The organism is Alteromonas infernus (assembly GCF_902705815.1).
Genome location: NZ_CACSIG010000008.1, coordinates 307726 through 325777 on the forward strand (window position 1 = coordinate 307726; position 18052 = coordinate 325777).

The 18052-nt window shown below is 46.4% G+C and carries 12 protein-coding genes and 2 pseudogenes; 6 read left to right on the forward strand and 8 right to left on the reverse strand.

Annotation, left to right across the window (positions count from 1 at the left end; all coding sequences use genetic code 11):
- Positions 1 to 136 precede the first annotated feature (136 nt).
- On the forward strand, positions 137 to 1615 hold the full coding sequence (gene ilvC / locus ACX5J7_RS03275) for a ketol-acid reductoisomerase (protein WP_020744550.1): 1479 nt from the start codon (positions 137 to 139) through the stop codon (positions 1613 to 1615).
- Between the two features lie 150 nt (positions 1616 to 1765).
- Here ilvC and ACX5J7_RS03280 read toward each other — a convergent pair whose 3' ends face one another.
- Positions 1766 to 3016: a multidrug effflux MFS transporter gene (locus tag ACX5J7_RS03280; protein ID WP_012520184.1), complete on the reverse strand. Its 1251-nt coding sequence runs from the start codon at positions 3014 to 3016 to the stop codon at positions 1766 to 1768.
- A 140-nt stretch (positions 3017 to 3156) separates the two neighbouring features.
- Positions 3157 to 3411: pseudogene (locus ACX5J7_RS03285) on the reverse strand (alpha/beta hydrolase family protein); the annotation flags it as partial.
- A 181-nt stretch (positions 3412 to 3592) separates the two neighbouring features.
- Here ACX5J7_RS03285 and ACX5J7_RS03290 point away from each other — a divergent pair.
- Together ACX5J7_RS03290 and ACX5J7_RS03295 are read left to right on the forward strand one after the other, a co-directional pair.
- Positions 3593 to 5431, forward strand: a complete 1839-nt coding sequence (locus ACX5J7_RS03290) for an autotransporter assembly complex protein TamA (protein ID WP_483380410.1) — start codon at positions 3593 to 3595, stop codon at positions 5429 to 5431.
- Entirely contained in the window at positions 5428 to 9327 is a 3900-nt protein-coding gene (locus tag ACX5J7_RS03295; RefSeq protein WP_498706099.1) for a translocation/assembly module TamB domain-containing protein, read from the forward strand. Before ACX5J7_RS03290 ends, ACX5J7_RS03295 begins: the two co-directional genes overlap by 4 nt.
- Positions 9328 to 9353: 26 nt before the next feature.
- Here ACX5J7_RS03295 and ACX5J7_RS03300 read toward each other — a convergent pair whose 3' ends face one another.
- Positions 9354 to 9974, reverse strand: coding sequence for a hypothetical protein (locus ACX5J7_RS03300; protein ID WP_012518718.1), 621 nt, complete (start codon positions 9972 to 9974; stop codon positions 9354 to 9356).
- Positions 9967 to 10473 carry an RNA polymerase sigma factor gene (locus tag ACX5J7_RS03305; RefSeq protein ID WP_015068501.1) on the reverse strand — a complete coding sequence of 169 codons (507 nt, stop codon included), beginning with the start codon at positions 10471 to 10473 and terminating at the stop codon, positions 9967 to 9969. The genes ACX5J7_RS03300 and ACX5J7_RS03305 overlap by 8 nt, the downstream gene beginning before the upstream one ends.
- A 266-nt stretch (positions 10474 to 10739) precedes the next feature.
- Between ACX5J7_RS03305 and ACX5J7_RS03310 the strand changes: the two genes are divergently transcribed.
- The gene (locus ACX5J7_RS03310; RefSeq protein WP_012518716.1) at positions 10740 to 11015 is read left to right on the forward strand and encodes a hypothetical protein; all 276 of its coding nucleotides are present in this window, start codon (positions 10740 to 10742) and stop codon (positions 11013 to 11015) included.
- Between the two features lie 46 nt (positions 11016 to 11061).
- On the opposite strand, the gene ACX5J7_RS03315 is transcribed toward ACX5J7_RS03310, so the two are convergent.
- The 4 genes and pseudogenes from ACX5J7_RS03315 to proB form a co-directional block, all read right to left on the reverse strand.
- Complete coding sequence (locus ACX5J7_RS03315) at positions 11062 to 11964, reverse strand: DMT family transporter (RefSeq protein ID WP_498706102.1); 903 nt, start codon at positions 11962 to 11964, stop codon at positions 11062 to 11064.
- Between the two features lie 7 nt (positions 11965 to 11971).
- A pseudogene (locus ACX5J7_RS03320) lies at positions 11972 to 12912 on the reverse strand (D-2-hydroxyacid dehydrogenase).
- Positions 12913 to 13020: 108 nt separating this feature from the next.
- A complete protein-coding gene (locus ACX5J7_RS03325; protein WP_012520190.1) occupies positions 13021 to 13458 on the reverse strand; it encodes an acyl-CoA thioesterase in 438 nt (145 codons plus the stop codon).
- Positions 13459 to 13591: 133 nt separating this feature from the next.
- On the reverse strand, positions 13592 to 14689 hold the full coding sequence (gene proB, locus ACX5J7_RS03330; protein ID WP_020744556.1) for a glutamate 5-kinase: 1098 nt from the start codon (positions 14687 to 14689) through the stop codon (positions 13592 to 13594).
- A 194-nt stretch (positions 14690 to 14883) separates the two neighbouring features.
- Between proB and ACX5J7_RS03335 the strand changes: the two genes are divergently transcribed.
- Positions 14884 to 17349, forward strand: a complete 2466-nt coding sequence (locus ACX5J7_RS03335; RefSeq protein WP_012518711.1) for a M1 family aminopeptidase — start codon at positions 14884 to 14886, stop codon at positions 17347 to 17349.
- Positions 17339 to 17923, forward strand: coding sequence for a DUF6702 family protein (locus ACX5J7_RS03340; protein WP_498706103.1), 585 nt, complete (start codon positions 17339 to 17341; stop codon positions 17921 to 17923). Before ACX5J7_RS03335 ends, ACX5J7_RS03340 begins: the two co-directional genes overlap by 11 nt.
- Positions 17924 to 18052 lie beyond the last annotated feature (129 nt).

The window sequence follows — 18052 nt, forward strand, 5'->3', positions numbered from 1 at the left end:
ATTATCTTGCAAATATATCATTTTCCAAAACAAAAGAAATCTTTTAGTCTCACTACCAAGTCGTCATAGACGAGGTCTGTCAACGCCAAGGTCGGTGTTTGATATTGACAAAAATGAATGTTGTTCGGAAATTTTTATGGCTAATTATTTCAACACCCTGTCACTTCGCCAGCAGTTAGACCAGCTTGGCCGCTGCCGTTTTATGGCACGCGATGAATTCGCTGACGGTTGTCAGTTCTTAAAAGGCAAGAAAATTGTCATTGTAGGCTGCGGCGCGCAGGGCCTTAACCAAGGCCTGAATATGCGTGACTCAGGGTTAGATGTTTCTTATGCGCTGCGTCAGGCAGCCATCGATGAGCAACGCGACTCTTACAAACGCGCTTCAAGCAATGGATTTACTGTTGGTAACTATCAGCAGCTTATTCCAGAAGCTGATGTAGTTTACAACCTAACACCTGATAAGCAGCACGCAAGTGTGGTAGAGGCAGTAATGCCGCTTATGAAAAAAGGTGCAACGCTAGGTTACTCACACGGCTTCAACATTGTTGAAGAAGGCCAGCAAATTCGTAGCGATATCACAGTAATTATGTGTGCGCCGAAAAGCCCAGGCTCAGAGGTACGTGAAGAATATAAGCGAGGCTTTGGTGTACCAACACTAATAGCTGTGCACCCGGAAAACGACCCTGAAGGTAAAGGTTGGGATCAGGCTAAAGCTCTGGCAAGTGCAACTGGCGGTGACCGCGCAGGTGTACTTGAGTCTTCATTTGTGGCTGAAGTTAAATCTGACCTTATGGGTGAGCAAACCATTTTATGTGGTATGCAACAAGTTGCAGCAGTACTTGCGTTCGAGAAAATGGTTGATGACGGTATTGACCCAGGTTATGCAGGTGCGCTTATTCAGTACGGTCTAGAAGCCATTACTGAAGCACTTAAGATTGGCGGCGTTACTAATATGATGGACCGTCTTTCAAACCCTGCGAAAGTGAAAGCGTTTGAGCTTTCTGAGCAGTTAACTGATCTACTTCGTCCGCTATTTGAAAAGCACCAAGACGACATCATCAGCGGTGAGTTCTCTCGCACCATGATGGAAGACTGGGCGAACGGCGATGCAAACCTACTTAAGTGGCGTGAAGAAACCGGTGAAACCGCGTTTGAAAACGCACCGGCTTATGAAGGTGAAATCAGTGAACAAGAATTCTTTGACCACGGCATCTTACTGGTTGCCATGATCAAGTGTGGTGTTGAAGTTGCGTTCGACGTAATGGTTGAAGCCGGTATTTTACCTGAGTCTGCGTACTATGAATCACTGCATGAAACACCGCTTATTTCTAACACAATCGCACGTAAGCGTTTGTATGAAATGAACGTGGTTATTTCAGACACAGCAGAATACGGAAACTATTTGTTTGCCAATGCAGCAATTCCGATTTTGCGTGAGAAATTTATGCCTACCATTGATACCAGCGTTATCGGTAAGGGTTTGACTGCTGCTTCTAATCAAGTAGAGAACAAACGCCTTGTTGAGATTAACGAAGCCATCCGTTCACACGGTGTGGAATCGGTAGGTAAGACCTTGCGTGGCTACATGACTGATATGAAAGCCATAGTTGTGTAAAAACAGAGGTTAGGACAGTTTCTGTCGTTAGGTGCTTAACTAAGCCCTCTTGCCCGACCATTTTGGTCGGGCTTTTTTATTTCTATAACTCAGCGAGTCTCGCTCTTCTTACTACGCCCCGTACATAAGAAGCTATTAATACTTATACGGTTACGAAGTAACACCTTCCCGAACACGCTCAGCGAAGCGCACTGATGCGTAAGCTAATGCAAAAAAGATAAGAAAGCCCCAACCAATGGGCATCAAGTTTCCATTCAAAAAACTATCAACGATAAGGGCAACGGGCACCGAGAATAAGCTTGAGAAGCAGCCGATAATAGCTGCACCTAGCCCAGCCATATCGCCTAGCGGCTGCATGGCCATGGCGTTTAAGTTTCCAAATAAAATACCGACAAAAAAGAACCCTACAAACATCACAGCAATAGTAAGAACAAGAGGCGGAAGCCCGTCGTAGGCAAATAACAAGGCAAGGTAGACAACCGCAAACCCGTTCACCCCTTTAAGCGCAAATCGACAAAGCTTGCGCATGCCGAAACGCATTACCATTTTACCGTTGAAGTAAGAAGCAAGCCCGATAGAAAAGGCGAGGGTAGCGAAGATATATGGGAACCACTCTCCTACATTATAAAACACGGTAAATATGGTTTGTGACGCGCTTAAATACGCCAAAAACGCCCCGAAGATACAACCCATGGCAAAGGTATAACCCATAACTTCTGGATGGGTCAGAATAAACTTTGATGATTTAAAAAAGTGTGCACGCGAGAATTTTCTGCGCTTTGCACGAGGCAAGGTTTCGCCTTGACGAGAAAAGAACCAAATCCCCGCCATAGTAGCCACCAGCAGAAACAGCGTGAATATATGGAACCAAGATGTCAGTTCCATTACGGTTTGACCAATTATTGGGGCAAGCATGGGCACTAAAATAAACACCATCATGATAAATGACATGACTTTTGCCATAGCGTCACCCACGTACAAGTCGCGGATAATTGCCATAGAGGCTATGCGCGGGCCAGACACCCCAAAAGCTTGAATAACGCGCCCCACCAGCATGGTTTCTAAATTAGTGGCAAGCATACAAACAAACGTGCCTAAGGCAAAAATGCATAAGCCCACTAGTATTGTTAGACGGCGGCCACGGCTGTCTGAAAACGGACCGAAAAACATTTGCCCGAAAGCCATGCCTAAAAAGAACACGGTTACAATCAAATGGGTATGATGTGCCTCTTCTACATTAAGTGACTCACCAATTTGGATAAGTGCGGGCAGCATAGCATCTATGCTAAGGGCAACCAGCGAGGTCATGGTTGCCATTAACGCAACAAATTCAACAAGGCCAAGGGCGGGCTTTTGCACAACTGCAGTATCATCAGATACGCCATTAGATGTCTGGGGCATAAAGTCTCGAATATGAAATTAAGTGTGGGGAAGTAAAAAGGCGCGAAATAATCGCGCCTATATAAGTGTACCTGAAATTTGGTTAAAAAGCCGCCAGCACGAAGAAATCTTGTCTTAAATACTGGGGCGTTTAACGGGTACTATTCAGTGGTAAGACCGGCTTTCACCGCATCGTCCTTTGAAGCAGGTTTCAAATACTGATTCAAAAACATATCCATTTCTTTGAAGAATAGGTGCCGATTACGCTGAATAGATAAAAAATGATCGCCACTTTCAAGTTCAACATATTTAAAAACTTTATCGTAATCTTCCAATTCATCTGCCATGTAGCGACTATGTAGAGGCGGGACTATGCGATCTTCCTCTCCATGCACTAGCAAAATAGGGGTCTTGACGTACAAAAAACAATCCATGATATTTTACTCTGCCAAGTGTTAGCGCAAATATTTGATCTCTCATCGTAGTTTGGGGATACAAAACGCAATTGTGGTATCATTAACCGCGTTCACAATACGGACTTTACTATCAAGCGGTATGCTTCTTAGCCCAGCGTTATCTTAAGGATTTAGCCTTTTCATGCCTTCAATTTGGACCGGGCTTGCCAGTTTGCAAGACCCACTTTTCCGACAGTTTATGTTGAAAACATTCAAGACTCATTTGGTTTTGATGTGCGGCGTACTGCTTTCGCTGATCTGTACGTTAGCATCGACCGCGCAAGCGCAAGAGGGCATTTCCTATAATATTCAAGGCGTAAAAGACGATAAGCTACGCAACAATATTCGGCTTCACTTGAACAGCCTCGATGTTGAAAAAGCACTACTTACTGACCCATATTGGCAAGGGGAAGTGAGCGATACAGTGGCAACAGCACTGCAGCCGTATGGCTATTACAACAGCGAGACTAACGTTGTTATCGATGACGGCGACAAGGTTACGGTTAATGTTTCGTTAAACGCCCCCCTAACCATTAATAAAGTGACCCGTGAAATTATTGGGGCAGGGCGTGAAGATAAAGCGTTTAGAGAGCGTTTTAACGCACTTAAGCTTAAGGAAGGCGATGTACTCAACCAGACTATCTATGAATCGTTTAAGTCTTCGATGTTTAACTATGCCCTTTCCAACGGCTATTTTGACTTTCACTGGCAGGCTACCCGACTTGATCTAGTGCGTGGTGCGAAGCAGGCAAACGTACTGTTAATTGCGCAAAGCGGGCCTCAGTACCAGTTTGGTGAACTCAAAATCGTCGGCGAAGACAAAGCAAAAGCCATTATCAGTCGCCTTAAACCATTTGAAACCGGAGACGCTTATTCATCAGCGGTGTTGTCTGATTTCAATCGGCGATTGAATCAATCTGGGTATTTCAATCGTGTGATTGCCAGGCCGGTAGTTAGTGACGCTGAGGGTTTACGTGTACCTGTTGAGGTGTCACTACAGCACAGGCCTACCGACGCATTTAATGTGTCACTTGGCGCGGCCACCGATACCGGCCCGCGGGTCCGACTTGGCTGGGAGCGCCCTTGGGTAAATGACAAAGGACATTCGGTATCATCGGATATCTTTATATCTGAGCCCGAACAGTCTGTTACCGCCGACTACCGCATTCCCATGAAAAACATCACTCGTGATTACGCCAGCATTGAGGCGGGTTACCAATTTATTGAATACGCCAACACGTCCTTTGAAAGTGAAACCCTATCGTTGTCTGCCCACCGCTACTGGCAAAAAAACGACTCGCCATGGCAGCACGATGGTTCGATAACTTACCTTAGGGAAACGTACGATCAAGGGGAGCTTAACACCAATACCACGTCACTGGTTTTACCGGGGTACTCGTTAACCTATCGCAATAAAGACAGCGAGCTTAACATCAGCAACGGCAGCTACATTCAAATGCTTGCACAATATGGCAAAGAAGGCTTTGGCTCTGACATCGACTTTGCTAAAGCGGTAGTAGAGGCTACGTTGATACGCACGTTTAACGATGTACATAGAATATCCTTACGCGGTGAAGCAGGCGCTATTAAAACCAACAGCTTCGATGAAGTACCCACCTCTTTGCGTTTCTACGCTGGGGGAGACCAAAGCGTTAGGGGTTTTGACTATCGAGAAATATCGCCCACCGCAGATGTTATCGACCCCGAAACCGGTGAACTTGTGACCGATTCAATAGGCGGGAAATATTTGCTTACCACAAGCGTGGAATATGCCTATCGCGTAGCCGATAATTGGCGCGTCGCGGCATTTGTTGATGCCGGTACCGCCACCAACGACACCAGTACAACACTAACCTATAGCGTTGGCCCGGGTGTCCATTGGCTTTCGCCAATCGGCCCCGTTCGTTTTTATGTTGCAAGGGGGTTTGCCCCCGATGAAAATACATGGCAGTTACATATCATGCTGGGGCCTGAGCTATGAGAAAACGCACTATATCGGCCATTTTACTCTCACCTATTCTTTTGCTGGTAGCCGTATATGCGCTGCTAATTAGCCCATTAGGCGGACCAACCGTTAAGCTTGTAGCCAACACTTTTGTAGATAACTTGTCTATCGATGCGATAGACGGCGGCTTTGCCGACACGCTTGAAGTACACAACGTTCAGTGGGAGAACCCGCAATGGAAAGTGTCAGCCCAATACGCCTATATCGATATAACATGGCGCTGCCTGTTTGAACCTAAAGTGTGCGTTAATGAACTCACGCTTGAAAATGCGACGTTAACCCAACTTGCCTTAGCTATAGAAGCGCCAGACGAAACCGACGCTAACGATGAGTTTGCTTTGCCACTTCCCATCGAAGTCGAGTACTTAGCGTTAAGCAATATTAAGCTTGCGCTACTCACCACTATCGTCGAAATTGATGAACTAGAACTCGTCGACTTTAACGGTAATGAGGCACTTTCACTTGATAGTTTAGCGACGAAGGGGCTAAAGGTAGCGCTTGTAGAGCAAGGCACAGATTCGCCATCGACATCACCGGCTAACGCCCCCAACACGCCATCCCAAAATAAGAAAAACGCAGAGCCAGAAAAGGTAAAAGACAGCCCTTTGCCTACGTCGTACTCATTAACCTACGATGTACCACAGTTACCTACAATTACATCACCGGTTCCTTTTTCCCTCGGCACCTTATTAGTTGAAGATTTACAAGTTATACAGGGTGAAAGTATCGAACGAGTGGCGCTCATCTCGCTTTTGCAAACCCGTTTTAAAGGCAGCGAAATAGCGGTTGAGGAAATGGCAGTGGTGCATGAAAAAGGGGAGCTTAGAGGGAGCGCAAGTGCCACACTTAAAGACAATTTCCCGCTCAATGCTAAAATTAAGGTTAAAACTCAATTTGACGATGCGCCGCAAACACTCGTTATGAATGCATCCGGTGCTGCAGACAACCTCACGCTCTCGGTTAGTGCCACAGGAGCGATTAGCGCTGATGCTAATTTAAAAACCAATATTCTCGACGAAAATTTACCTATTGAGTTCACCGCAAATTGGCAAGAGCAGGCTATACCAACCATGGAAAATGCCCTGTTAAAAGAGGGGCAATTATCCCTTTTTGGCACCATGGGTGATTACCAGCTTCAAGGTGATGGCGCGGCAACGCTGCCCGACCTTGGCAATATCCCCGTATCGTTAGATGTGGTACTTAAAAAGAATAATATTTATGTTAACCAGGCCAATATCAGCGCACTGGAAGGAAGCTTAGCGAATACGGGAACGCTGTATTTAAATGAGACTATCGCCTGGGAAGGCAAAACCACCTTAACTGATGTGTCAGCGCAACAATTCAGCACTTATGCCCCTCAACAGCTAAACGGCGAAATTGACAGTATTTTGCAATATTCCGAGCGCGGCGGCCTGCACATGAGCTTAAGAGACTTGAACATTTCAGGTGTACTGCAGGGTAAGCCGCTTCAAGTAAAAGGCAATGCAGTATATGCAGGCCCGAGCGACTTATTCGTTACCAACGTCAATATCATCCAAGAAAACGAGCAAGAAAAAAATACCATTCGTGCTATCGCTCAGGTTTTAAATAAGCGTCATTTAAATGCAGATATTGATATTAGCGTTAATGCCATCAATAGCCTTTACCCTGAAGTAACCGGGGCCGTGAATGGCAATATCAAAGCATCGGGGCCTTGGCAAAACCCTCGCGCAAACGGCGCGTTAGCGCTTTCTGATATCACCGTATCTCCTAACTTAAATGCTTCAGCCGCTCAGCAAGGGCCGTTAAACGGGAACGTTGCCATAGACGGCACCTATAAAGATCATCACGCTGAAATTGACCTTGCCGTACCTGATAACAACATAGCCCTTAGCCTCAAAGGGGCGTGGAGTAATAACCACTGGATTGGCGAAATTAGTGATACCACGTTAAAGCTTGCCAATATGCAGTGGACATTATCAAGCCCGTTCAGTCTAGATATCGGCACAGCCCCCGTCACGGCAAAGATAGGCAAGCACTGCTGGACCTCCCGCAGAGAAGGCGAATTGTGCGTATCAAACGTTAACTATCAAGAAAGTAAGGCCAACTGGGACATTAGTGCCTCATCCTTACCAGTAGGTCTCTGGGCCAATGAGCTGGCACCCACCATGGTTTCAAGCCCCTCCAAAGCTACCCTTAGTATAAAAACAAAAGGGAGTTACTCACAGCAAGACCCTATAGACGCCACGTTTACGGCGTCAATGAGTAAAGCCCCTTGGCAGCTGGGTGAAACCAGACCGCTAACCCTTACCATTAACTCAATCGAGACAACCGGTAAGATTAAACAAGGGCAATTAGCGTCAACCTCACTGATTTCGAGTCAAGACATTGGTGATGCTACGCTAACCCTAAATACGCGACCATTCGACGAGCAAATCCCCCTTGATGGAAAGCTGGTCATGGAAGGGCTAAATGTAGCACCGTTTAAGCCACTTTCTCCTGCTATCAGGACGCTTACAGGCCTACTCAACGGCAACATTACACTTAGTGGCTATGTTGACGACCCATCGCTGAACGGTGAGCTTACTGTTTCAAACGGCGCTATCGATATACAAGATACCCCAGTCACACTCGCTGACTGGAACCAAAAAGTGGTGCTTAACGACCAAACCGCCTCGCTAGACGGAACCTTTGTATTGGGCGGCGGAAAAGGTACGCTAAAAGGGGAACTGGATTGGTCGTCTACCCCTAGCGCCACCTTCAATTTAAAAGGCAACGGCTTTGAAATTAGACAGCCCGACATTCGTCTTAAAGTGTCGCCAAATATTGACATTGCCGCGACGCAAGAAAAGGTCGATGTGAACGGCGAGGTCAACATACCGTGGGCGCGAATTGAAATTGAGTCGCTTCCAGAAAGCGCAGTGTCGCCGTCTAAAGATGTCCACCTGCGGGGGGAACCGGATAGAGAAGAACCGCTAGATATCGTACATGCGTCGGTGCTTGTAAACATCGATAAAAACAAAACCGAACAAGTAAAACTTGAGGCCTTTGGTCTTACCGCCAGCTTATTCGGCGGCATACGAGTGAATACGCAACCAGCGTTAGTTGGCTATGGCGACCTGCAAATAATAAACGGTCGCTATAGCGCCTATGGTCAGCAGTTGATTATTCAAACCGGCGAAGTTCAGTTTAACGGCCCTATCGACCAACCGTTGCTACTGGTAGAGGCCATACGCGACCCAGCTAAAACTGACGACGATGTCATAGCCGGTATTCGTATAGACGGCGCGGCTGACGCCCCCAGTATAAATTTGTTTTCTGAGCCCGCAATGGACCAGCAGGGCGTATTGTCATACTTATTGACCGGCTCGGGCCCTAATTCGGGCACCCAAGATCCTAACTATGCTGCACTGCTATTGGGCTTTGGGCTTTCTAATACAGAAACTCTGACAGGGCAGGTAGGAAGTGCGTTGGGCATTGATGAATTCAGCTTAAGTACCAATGAAAATATGCTCTCGGTCACTGGGCAAATTAACGACCGTTTATCAGTGGAATACAACGTAGATGTAGGCTTAAGTAATAATGATGCTAACAGCACCCTTCGACGCAGGCAGTTACCGCCAGACTTGGCGCTTAAATACCAGCTGCTTCCAAGCCTTTACTTAGAGGCGATTCAAACCACATTAGAAGATCAGTCGGAGTTTGCTTTAGATCTCTACTATGAGTTCTTCTTAGGCGATAACAGAACCGATAGCTCCCGTAATGACGATGAAGACGAAAATGGCACTGATGAGGCTGATAAGGAGGATGAGCCTGTAGAGCAAAGCCAAAAAGGCAACGCTACCTCGGATGGCAACACCCCTAACGCAAGCCCAAAAGACTCATTGTTTTAAGCTGAAACAGCGCCTCGGCGCCGCCTTTAGTGCTGCTGCGCCATAGCTTCCAGCGTTTTGAGTTGTCGCTCAAAGCGTTTTTGTCTTTTGTGTGCCCATACATACCAAATTAGCATACCAATACTCATTGATGATATTACGATGATTAGTTTGATCACCTTTTCTGGCGCAAGGTCTCCCAAAAAGTAGCGTTCCAATATGAAAGCGAACCCAAAAACTACAGCTACCCATGTTGAATGCTTGGTCATGAACGCTATCTTTACATTGTTCTTAACTTGCTTTGTTAGCTGCATTAAATGATCAGCAGTTTGGCTATCTTTGTAAAACGCTGCCACTCTTCTTAACCATAATTGATAAACAAGCAATGGAAGCGATGTAGCCAGCATAAAGACAAACATCAGTTGTGCTACCAGCGACATATTGCCCCAATATTTCGCAAGGATATAAATAGCCGGAAAAACCATCAATGAATCCATCACCATATAACAACGCTGTTTTTTTCTTTCGCTGCTAAGGTTGGCTTTTACTTTCTCTAGGTTAATAGCGGTAACTGGCTGAGCTTGCCAAAGGGCTGAAAGACTATCGTCTTGCTTTTCGTCGGTTCTATCTGACGGTGTCTTTTGGTTCTCTTTATCTGAGTTATGCATGAGGTTGCTCCTGCATGATACTTTGTTTGGCGCGCTTTAAAATAACGCCAACATGGTTTTTGGTAAGGCCGCACACGTCTGCAATTTCATCGTAACTTAAGCCCTCAAGGGAAAGCGTAAGCACTTGCCGTGGCTGCAAAGGTAACGCCCGTACAGCACGGAGTAAGCGCTCTAATGACTGGTGCTGGCTCGATACTTCCTCGGGAGAGCGAACCTGGCTTACAAACCCATCCGAGCCCTTATCGTCTTGATCGTATTGATGGGTATCGAGGCGCTTCACCTGATTTGCCACGTGGGTTACCGCGCGGTTGTGCGCTATCTTTAATATGTAGGTTTTTACGCTGCTGTCGCCCTTAAAGCGAGACAAGCCTTGCCATACGGCAATCGCAATTTCTTGCAAGAGCTCTTGCTGCATTGCCTCGTTTGCCTCATAGCTATTGGCTACGCGACTTAGCAGTGCGCCGTGCTTTGCAAAAATATCGTCAAAACCCTGCCCCAACGCCATATCCCTAATCAAAAAAACTGTTGTTATTTTATTATGTTACTTCTATCAGTCTGCGCTCTCTGGCTTTTATTACAAACTTTTTTCTTAAACGCTGTAATTTTTTTGCGCACCTCATGACTACGGGTAATAGAGCGTGCTTTAACGTGAAGCTATAGAAAGTGGTGAAATAGCAAGAAACACAACGCATGCTCTTTACGTTAAACCGTTTGGCACTAGCGGGCCTTTACAGAGGGCCTTAAAAATTCGATGGGAAAAACACTATGTCTACTTTAAGTTTAGTTTTGATAATTGGCAGCATCACGTCACTTGTACTCTTGGCCAGCTACCTAGATGCAAAATTTCAGTGGCGATTAAACGATTGGATGAATGGAGAGTGTAGTAACCCGTTCGTAAAAAGTGTGACCGACAAACAGCAACAGCGTTTAGAAGAGAAAGACGCACAAATTGAAGCCCTCATGGCACGGATTGAAACCCTTGAAACCATAGTGACCGAGCCCGCGTACGAGCTAAATAGAAAAATAAATGCGTTAAAGTAAGCCGAGTTAACTGCCGCTTTACCGCTTTATCAATGCTGGCGTCGCGCTAACTGGTCACAGGAGGGCGACGCATAAAGCGCGGTACTTTTCCCATGGCAATCGCATTGCCTATAAGCACGATAATCACGCCGGTAACAGACAACACGCTCCACGTATAACCTTCAAAGAACGTTGAAATAACCAGCGCAACCATAGGGTATACCAATACCACATAGGCCGCCTTGTCCGCGCCCATTTGCTTTAAAAGCTTCATATACGCACCGAAGGCGAACACAGAGCCAAATACAGCTAAGTAAAAAAGCGATAAATAAAACTCTACGCTACTGGGAATAATCAGCTCCCCTGGCATGGCCAAAGACGTCACAAATAGCAACAGCATGGCGTAACTCATGGCATAGAAGTTCATTTGAATAACGGGTGTACCGGATGTCAGTATGCGTTCCGAAATAACATTGCCCGTCGAGGCACAAAAGAAACTGACAAAGGCAATAGCGAGACCGGTAACAAGAGCAGCATCCATCGACACCTTGGAAAACTCAGGCACAAATAAACACACAATGCCGAGCAAGCCAAAAGTAGCACCAATCACTACCTCCTTTCTAATCGGCTCTTTTAACCACCAGCGACGAAGCACCACGTTTATATATATTATGCAAGAACTCATCAGCGCTAAAAGAGCGCTAATAATGTGCGCCTGCGCCATGTACAGTAACGTGTAATTGAGGCTGTAGAGAAATAGTCCGACGGCGGCCATTTTTATGTGAACATGCAGCGGTAGCTTCAAAGGTAAGCGTTTTATTACGCAATAAGCGCCCAAACACGCCGACGCCAATAAGTACCTCAGGGCAATAGCAAAGGTTTCAGAGGTGTGGCCGATTTGGTAAGTAATAGCAATCCAGGTAGAACCCCAAATTAAGCAACACAATGCAAACAGCGTAGCGTTATTCATATCGCCATTACTGCCCTAAAAATGTCGCTAAATGTGCAAGGGCTTTATCAAGCAGTTTTTGTCTTGCTCCGTTGCCAATCCACGCGTTGTGAGGGGTTACCAGCAAGTTTGGTAACGATTCGTTAAGCAACACATGGTCAGCTGGCGGTGGCTCCACACTTAATACATCAAGCCCAGCACCGCCTATTTTGTTGTTTTGTTGTGTTTAAGCGCATGGTATAGCGCCTGTTCATCAATAAGCCCACCCCGGGCGGTATTGATAAGAAAAGCCGTTGGCTGCATTAGCGATAAGGTATCGGCGTTAATGAGTTTGTCGGTATCTTCTGTAAGTGGACAGTGAAGACTTACTACGTCTGCGTGAGGCAAAAGAGAGGCGAGGCTAGGGCGGGGATCATCTTTTTTGCCGGGACGAGCAGCAATGCTCACCTGCATTCCTATAGCCTTAAATAAGGTTTCAACACGCTTGCCCAGCTCGCCATGCCCAACAATCACCGCATGCTTACCCGCAAGCTCCACCACGGGGTGGTTTAGCAAACAAAAGTGTGAGGATGCAGACCACGCCTGATTGCGCACATCGTGCTGATACGCCACAAAGTTTGTGGCCAAATTAAGCGCCAAGGTCAACGTGTGCTGGGCAACACTGTCAGTGCCATAGCCTTCAACGTTTTGCACAATAATACCGGCTTGTTGGCAGTAGTCATGGTCAATGTTATTCATACCTGTGGCGGTGACGCCAATATAGCGCAGCTTCCTAGCCCGCTGTAAGTCATCTGCGCTTAATACCACTTTGTTGACAAGCACTGCGTCGGCATTGTGTATGCGCTCAGCTACGTCTTTATGTTGGGTTTGTTGGTATAAAGTGACGTCTGCGTTAAGGCTATCTAAGGCTGTCGTATCAAGACTGGGTAAGTCCATGGTTTCAGCGTCTAGAAATACCACTTTTTTCATCGTGTTTGCCTTGTCTCTTTTATTGTTTCTTTCGCTATGCCGATCACTTGTTAGTGCTGTGCTGCTATAAGCCTTTTTATTGAAATTTTTTTTGAAATAAAAAAGGAATCACATTGCCTCGCAAATTGATTCTAGGGCCGCTTTAACGTCTACCGGAATAGGGATGGCTTTGTCGGTTTTTCTATCAACAAATACATGCACAAATTGGCCGTGTGCTACGCGGCGCTCATTTTCGCCAGCATAAACCGATAAGCCATAGGTCACAGAACTTCTGCCAATTTTAACTACGCGCAGCGCAACAAAAATATCTTCAGGATAGGCGGCGGGCGCTACGTACTGGCACTGACTGCTTACCACATACGCCACCGTTTGCCCGTGGTGAATGTCTAACCCGCCTTCTTCAATTAAAAAGCGGTTAACGGCAGTATCAAAAAAGCCATAATAAACCACATTATTAATGTGCCCATATGCGTCGTTGTCTTGCCACCGCGTAGCAATAGTCACCTTATAAGGATAATCGGCAAGTGTTGGCGTGATATCAGTCATGGTTGTCCCTTTGCTTGAATCTTTGTGATGTTTAACGGTAGGGCACGTTACATCCGTGCCTCAGGCTTATGCCGCTGAAGTTAAGCAAAACGTATCCCACCGGGTAGACTAGGGCAAGAATACAGCCTTGATGTTAATACAGCACCATGTCGTCGCGATGAACAGCGACATCGGTTGTCTCATAACCTAACACACTGGCAATGTCTTTCGACTTTTTCCCTTTTATGAGGCCCAAGTCTTTTGCGTTATACAAACAAAGTCCCTTAGCGACAACGGCACCTTGGCAGATGACTTCTACCGCATCACCTTGCTCAAATTGGCCGACGACATCGATTATTCCTGAAGGTAACAAAGATGCACCTTTTTGTATCAATGCTTCTTTAGCGCCGCTATCTACTTCTATTCTGCCAGCGGTTTTAAGGGTGTGAGTTAGCCACAGCCTGCGTGCATTGGCCGGTGTGCTGCTTGCTTCAAACAGCGTACCCGGCACTTCGCCTTCAAGCAGTGCATCAAAGGTTTCGCCTTTTCTACCGTTAACGATAAGCGTTTGAATACCGCTACTGGTACATTTGTCTGCGGCTTCTATTTTCGTGCGCATACCACCCGTGCCGACCGCAGTACCAGCACCACCAGCCAGTCCATAAATGGTGCTATCAATTTTCCCAACATGAGGAATAAGCGTTGCGGTGTTGTCTTTTCGAGGGTCAGCGGTAAACAAACCATCAATATCAGAGCAAATAATTAAGGTGTCGGCTTGGGCTACCAATGCGGTGTAGGCGCCTAAATTGTCGTTATCTCCAACCTTTAGCTCGTTAGCGGCCACCGTATCGTTTTCATTCACGATAGGCAGGGCGTTATGCTTTAAAATTTCTCGCAAGGTGTTTTTGATGTTGACGTAACGGGTTCTATCCCGCAAGTCATCCGCTGTAAGTAACACTTGCGCACAAGGAAAGTCGAAAAAGCGCTGCCAGTTAGCCATCATAAGGTTTTGACCGATTGCTGCCATCGCCTGCTTCTCGGCAATAGAAGCATTGTGCCTTACCTTCACTTTGCTGCGCCCAGCGGCCACACTACCAGAAGAGACCAGAATAACTTCTTTGCCCGCCTCTCGGCTTGCGGTAATAAAACGCGCTAAAGAAAGTAAGTAGCGACCACTGCATTCATTTCCCTCTGGCGCAATGAGGGCACTGCCAACTTTAATAACGGCACGTTGCCAAGTAAAACGGTTCATAATGAGAAGAAAAGAAGAAAACAAGGGCTTAAGAATACGACAGTTAAAGCTTGAAACAAAACGTTCTGTTACAGTTTTTTTGCGTTAAAACATGGTTAGTTTACGGCCAAAAAATTGGATTGTGACCGGCATGCTTATATACTAGAAGCTGTTATCTTATAACAATACTAACTTACAAGTTGCAAGGAAACTGCATGAGCACCGCAAAACGACACTTTTTCTGGCTAGCGCCAGTGTTGTCTATGCTGATTTCTCTTCCAAGTACCGCCGCTATAAAACAAACTAAAGGCGATTTCGAAGATAAATTCCGTCAGCTAGACGAAGTTCTCCCTACTCCAAACGTATACCGTAACGCTGCTGGCGAGCCGGGTCATCAATACTGGCAGCAACAAGTAGATTACGATATTGACGTAAAACTACTTGAAGACGAGCGCCGCCTTGAAGCGAGTGAAACCATCACGTATCACAACAACTCGCCAGATACGCTTAAGTATTTATGGATTCAGCTTGATCAAAACAAATTCCGCGATGACTCTATGTCAGCCCTTACCACAACCTTTGGTGGCATAGGTAACCGTGGGCCAGGCACACAGGCAGCGAGCGGCGATAAGCCCGCCAAGCTGAGCATGGGTGCGCTACGTCGCCAGCAGTTTGTTGACGATAACGAATTGGGTTACACCATCTCTCGTGTAGAAGACAAATCGGGTAATGATTTACGTCATACCATTGTTGGTACACTGATGCGTGTTGACCTTGCAAAGCCACTTAAACCTGGCAGCGAAGTCACTTTTGATATCGATTTTGCGTTCAACATTGTAGAAGAGGATGCAGTTTCAGCCCGTGCAGGTTACGAGCACTTCCCAGATGACGAGCGCGAGGGTGGCAACGACATCTTCTTGCTAGCCCAGTGGTTCCCACGCCTAGCTGCATACACTGACTACGAAGCTTGGACCAATAAAGAGTTCATTGGCCGTGGTGAGTTCACGCTAGAATTTGGTAACTATGAAGTAGATATCACAGTTCCAGCGGATCATATTGTGTCTTCTACAGGTGTGCTTCAAAACCCGAAAGACGTGCTAACCAAAACGCAGCGCGATCGTTTGAAAAAAGCAGAAAAAGCTGACCGCATCGTGTTTATCGTTTCTCCTGAAGAAGCGATTGAAAATGAAAAAGAAGGCACGTCTAAGCTTAAAACTTGGACCTTTAAAGCCGATAACGTACGTGACTTCGCCTGGGCATCTTCGCGTAAGTTCGCGTGGGATGCACGCGGTTATCAACAAGGTGGCGACACGCAACCCCTGGTGATGGCGATGTCTTTCTACCCGAAAGAAGGTGGCGAGCTATGGCAGAAGTATTCAACAGAATCCATCATCCATACTATGGATGTTTACAGCCGTTTTAGCTTTGATTACCCATACCCTGTTGCCCAGTCGGTAAATGGCCCGGTGGGCGGCATGGAATACCCCATGATCACCTTCAATGGCCCGCGTACAGAGCTACGCGATGACGGTTCACGCACTTATTCGCTTGCTGAAAAGCGCTTCCTTATTGGCGTGGTTATTCACGAAGTGGGTCACATTTATTTCCCTATGACGGTGAACTCTGATGAGCGTCAGTGGACGTGGATGGATGAAGGGCTAAACAGCTTCCTAGATGGCGTTGCCGGTCGTGAATGGGATCCAACGATTCCATGGGGTGTTGAGCCTCGCGATATTACAGGCTACATGAAGTCTCAAACCCAAGTGCCAATTATGACGCAGTCTGATTCAGTACTTCGTTTAGGCCCTAATGCTTATACTAAGCCAGCGGTAGCACTTAACATTCTTCGTGAAACCATTCTTGGCCGTGAGCTTTTCGACTTTGCGTTTAAAGAATATGCGCAGCGTTGGATGTTCAAGCGTCCTACACCATCTGATTTCTTCCGCACCATGGAAGAAGCGTCAGGTGTAGATCTTGATTGGTTCTGGCGCGGGTGGTTCTATACTACCGACCACGTAGATATCAGCCTAGACAGCGTTTACAAGCTGCGTTTAGACACTGAAGATCCAGATATTGATTTTGCTCGCGAACGCGAAGCGGAAATGGAAAAACCTAAGTCACTTACCGATATTCGCAACAAGGAAGAAGGTAGAAAGCTGTGGGTAGAGCGCTTTGAAGACATCAGCGATTTTTACGACGAAAACGACCGCTACACGGTAACCAACAAAGAACGCAACAAGTACAAGAAATTTCTTGATAAGCTTGAGCCTTGGGAACGTAAAGCGTTTGAACGTGCAGTAAAAGAAGACAAAAACTACTACGTGCTAGATTTTAGCAACAAAGGGGGTCTGGTCATGCCGATTATCCTTGAGCTAAGTTTTGAAGACGGCACAAAAGAAGAAATGCGCATTCCAGCAGAAATCTGGCGTCGTACACCTAAGGCAGTAAGCAAGCTTATCGTGACTGACAAAGATAAAGAGCTGATAAGCGTAACGGTTGACCCACACTGGGAAACGGCAGATGTAAATGTGGAAAACAATCACTATCCACGTCGCATCATTCCGTCGCGTATTGAAGCGTATAAGAATAAACCGCGTAATACCTATGAGTATCGCGACCTTATGCACGATTCAAAAACCGAGCTGAAAACCGATGACGACGAGGACAAAGATGACGAGTAAGTTGTCTTTACCCCGATTGCAGCAGAGCCCTCGTGCTCTGCTTGCAAGCGTGTGTATGTTCATGCTTACCGCGACTGTGTTGGTAGGTGCAGCCTCGTACAGTACTGCCTTGCAGGCTCACCAAATTAAAGCGGCTATCACAACAGTGTTATTCAACCCACGAACTGAAAATATTGAAGTGATGCACCGGTTTAATCTTCACGACGCTGAGCATGCGGTGAAAGCCTTGTTTGATAAACACGCTGAAATTATGGATGACGTGGAAACTCAGCAACACTTTGCTGATTATGTGGCACGTCACTTCGCTATTTTGAACGCCGCAGGCGAGCCTTTAACGCTAGCAGACGTAGGGTTTGAAGTGGAAGGTAAGCACTTTTGGGTTTATCAAGAAACGGCTGAGCCCCCCGTGCTCGAAGGCGTAAAAATTCGCCACGATGCATTGCGTGACTTATGGCCTAAACAAGTAAACACGCTAAATGTAGAAGGAAAGGGCGATATTAAAACCCTTACCTTTGCAGATAGTGTAAACCTGTTAGAAGTAAGCTTTAGCAGCCAAATTAGCGATCATCACTAATATCTAGCGGCATTACGCCATGTGAAAGCCCGTATTACAGACATCCTTTGCGGTAAATGTAAGCGGGCTTTCTCTTTTCTTGCACCTTCATGTCAATGTGAGACCGAAGTCTTATAGTCTTTTTCTTAC

Coding starts and splice junctions, on each gene's coding strand:
- proB (WP_020744556.1), bottom strand. CDS start 14,689: ATGAACCGTTTTACTTGGCAACGTGCCGTTATTAAAGTTGGCAGTGCC.
- ilvC (WP_020744550.1), top strand. CDS start 137: ATGGCTAATTATTTCAACACCCTGTCACTTCGCCAGCAGTTAGACCAG.
- ACX5J7_RS03310 (WP_012518716.1), top strand. CDS start 10,740: ATGTCTACTTTAAGTTTAGTTTTGATAATTGGCAGCATCACGTCACTT.
- ACX5J7_RS03280 (WP_012520184.1), bottom strand. CDS start 3,016: ATGCCCCAGACATCTAATGGCGTATCTGATGATACTGCAGTTGTGCAA.
- ACX5J7_RS03300 (WP_012518718.1), bottom strand. CDS start 9,974: ATGCATAACTCAGATAAAGAGAACCAAAAGACACCGTCAGATAGAACC.
- ACX5J7_RS03335 (WP_012518711.1), top strand. CDS start 14,884: ATGAGCACCGCAAAACGACACTTTTTCTGGCTAGCGCCAGTGTTGTCT.
- ACX5J7_RS03290 (WP_483380410.1), top strand. CDS start 3,593: ATGCCTTCAATTTGGACCGGGCTTGCCAGTTTGCAAGACCCACTTTTC.
- ACX5J7_RS03340 (WP_498706103.1), top strand. CDS start 17,339: ATGACGAGTAAGTTGTCTTTACCCCGATTGCAGCAGAGCCCTCGTGCT.
- ACX5J7_RS03315 (WP_498706102.1), bottom strand. CDS start 11,964: ATGAATAACGCTACGCTGTTTGCATTGTGTTGCTTAATTTGGGGTTCT.
- ACX5J7_RS03295 (WP_498706099.1), top strand. CDS start 5,428: ATGAGAAAACGCACTATATCGGCCATTTTACTCTCACCTATTCTTTTG.
- ACX5J7_RS03325 (WP_012520190.1), bottom strand. CDS start 13,458: ATGACTGATATCACGCCAACACTTGCCGATTATCCTTATAAGGTGACT.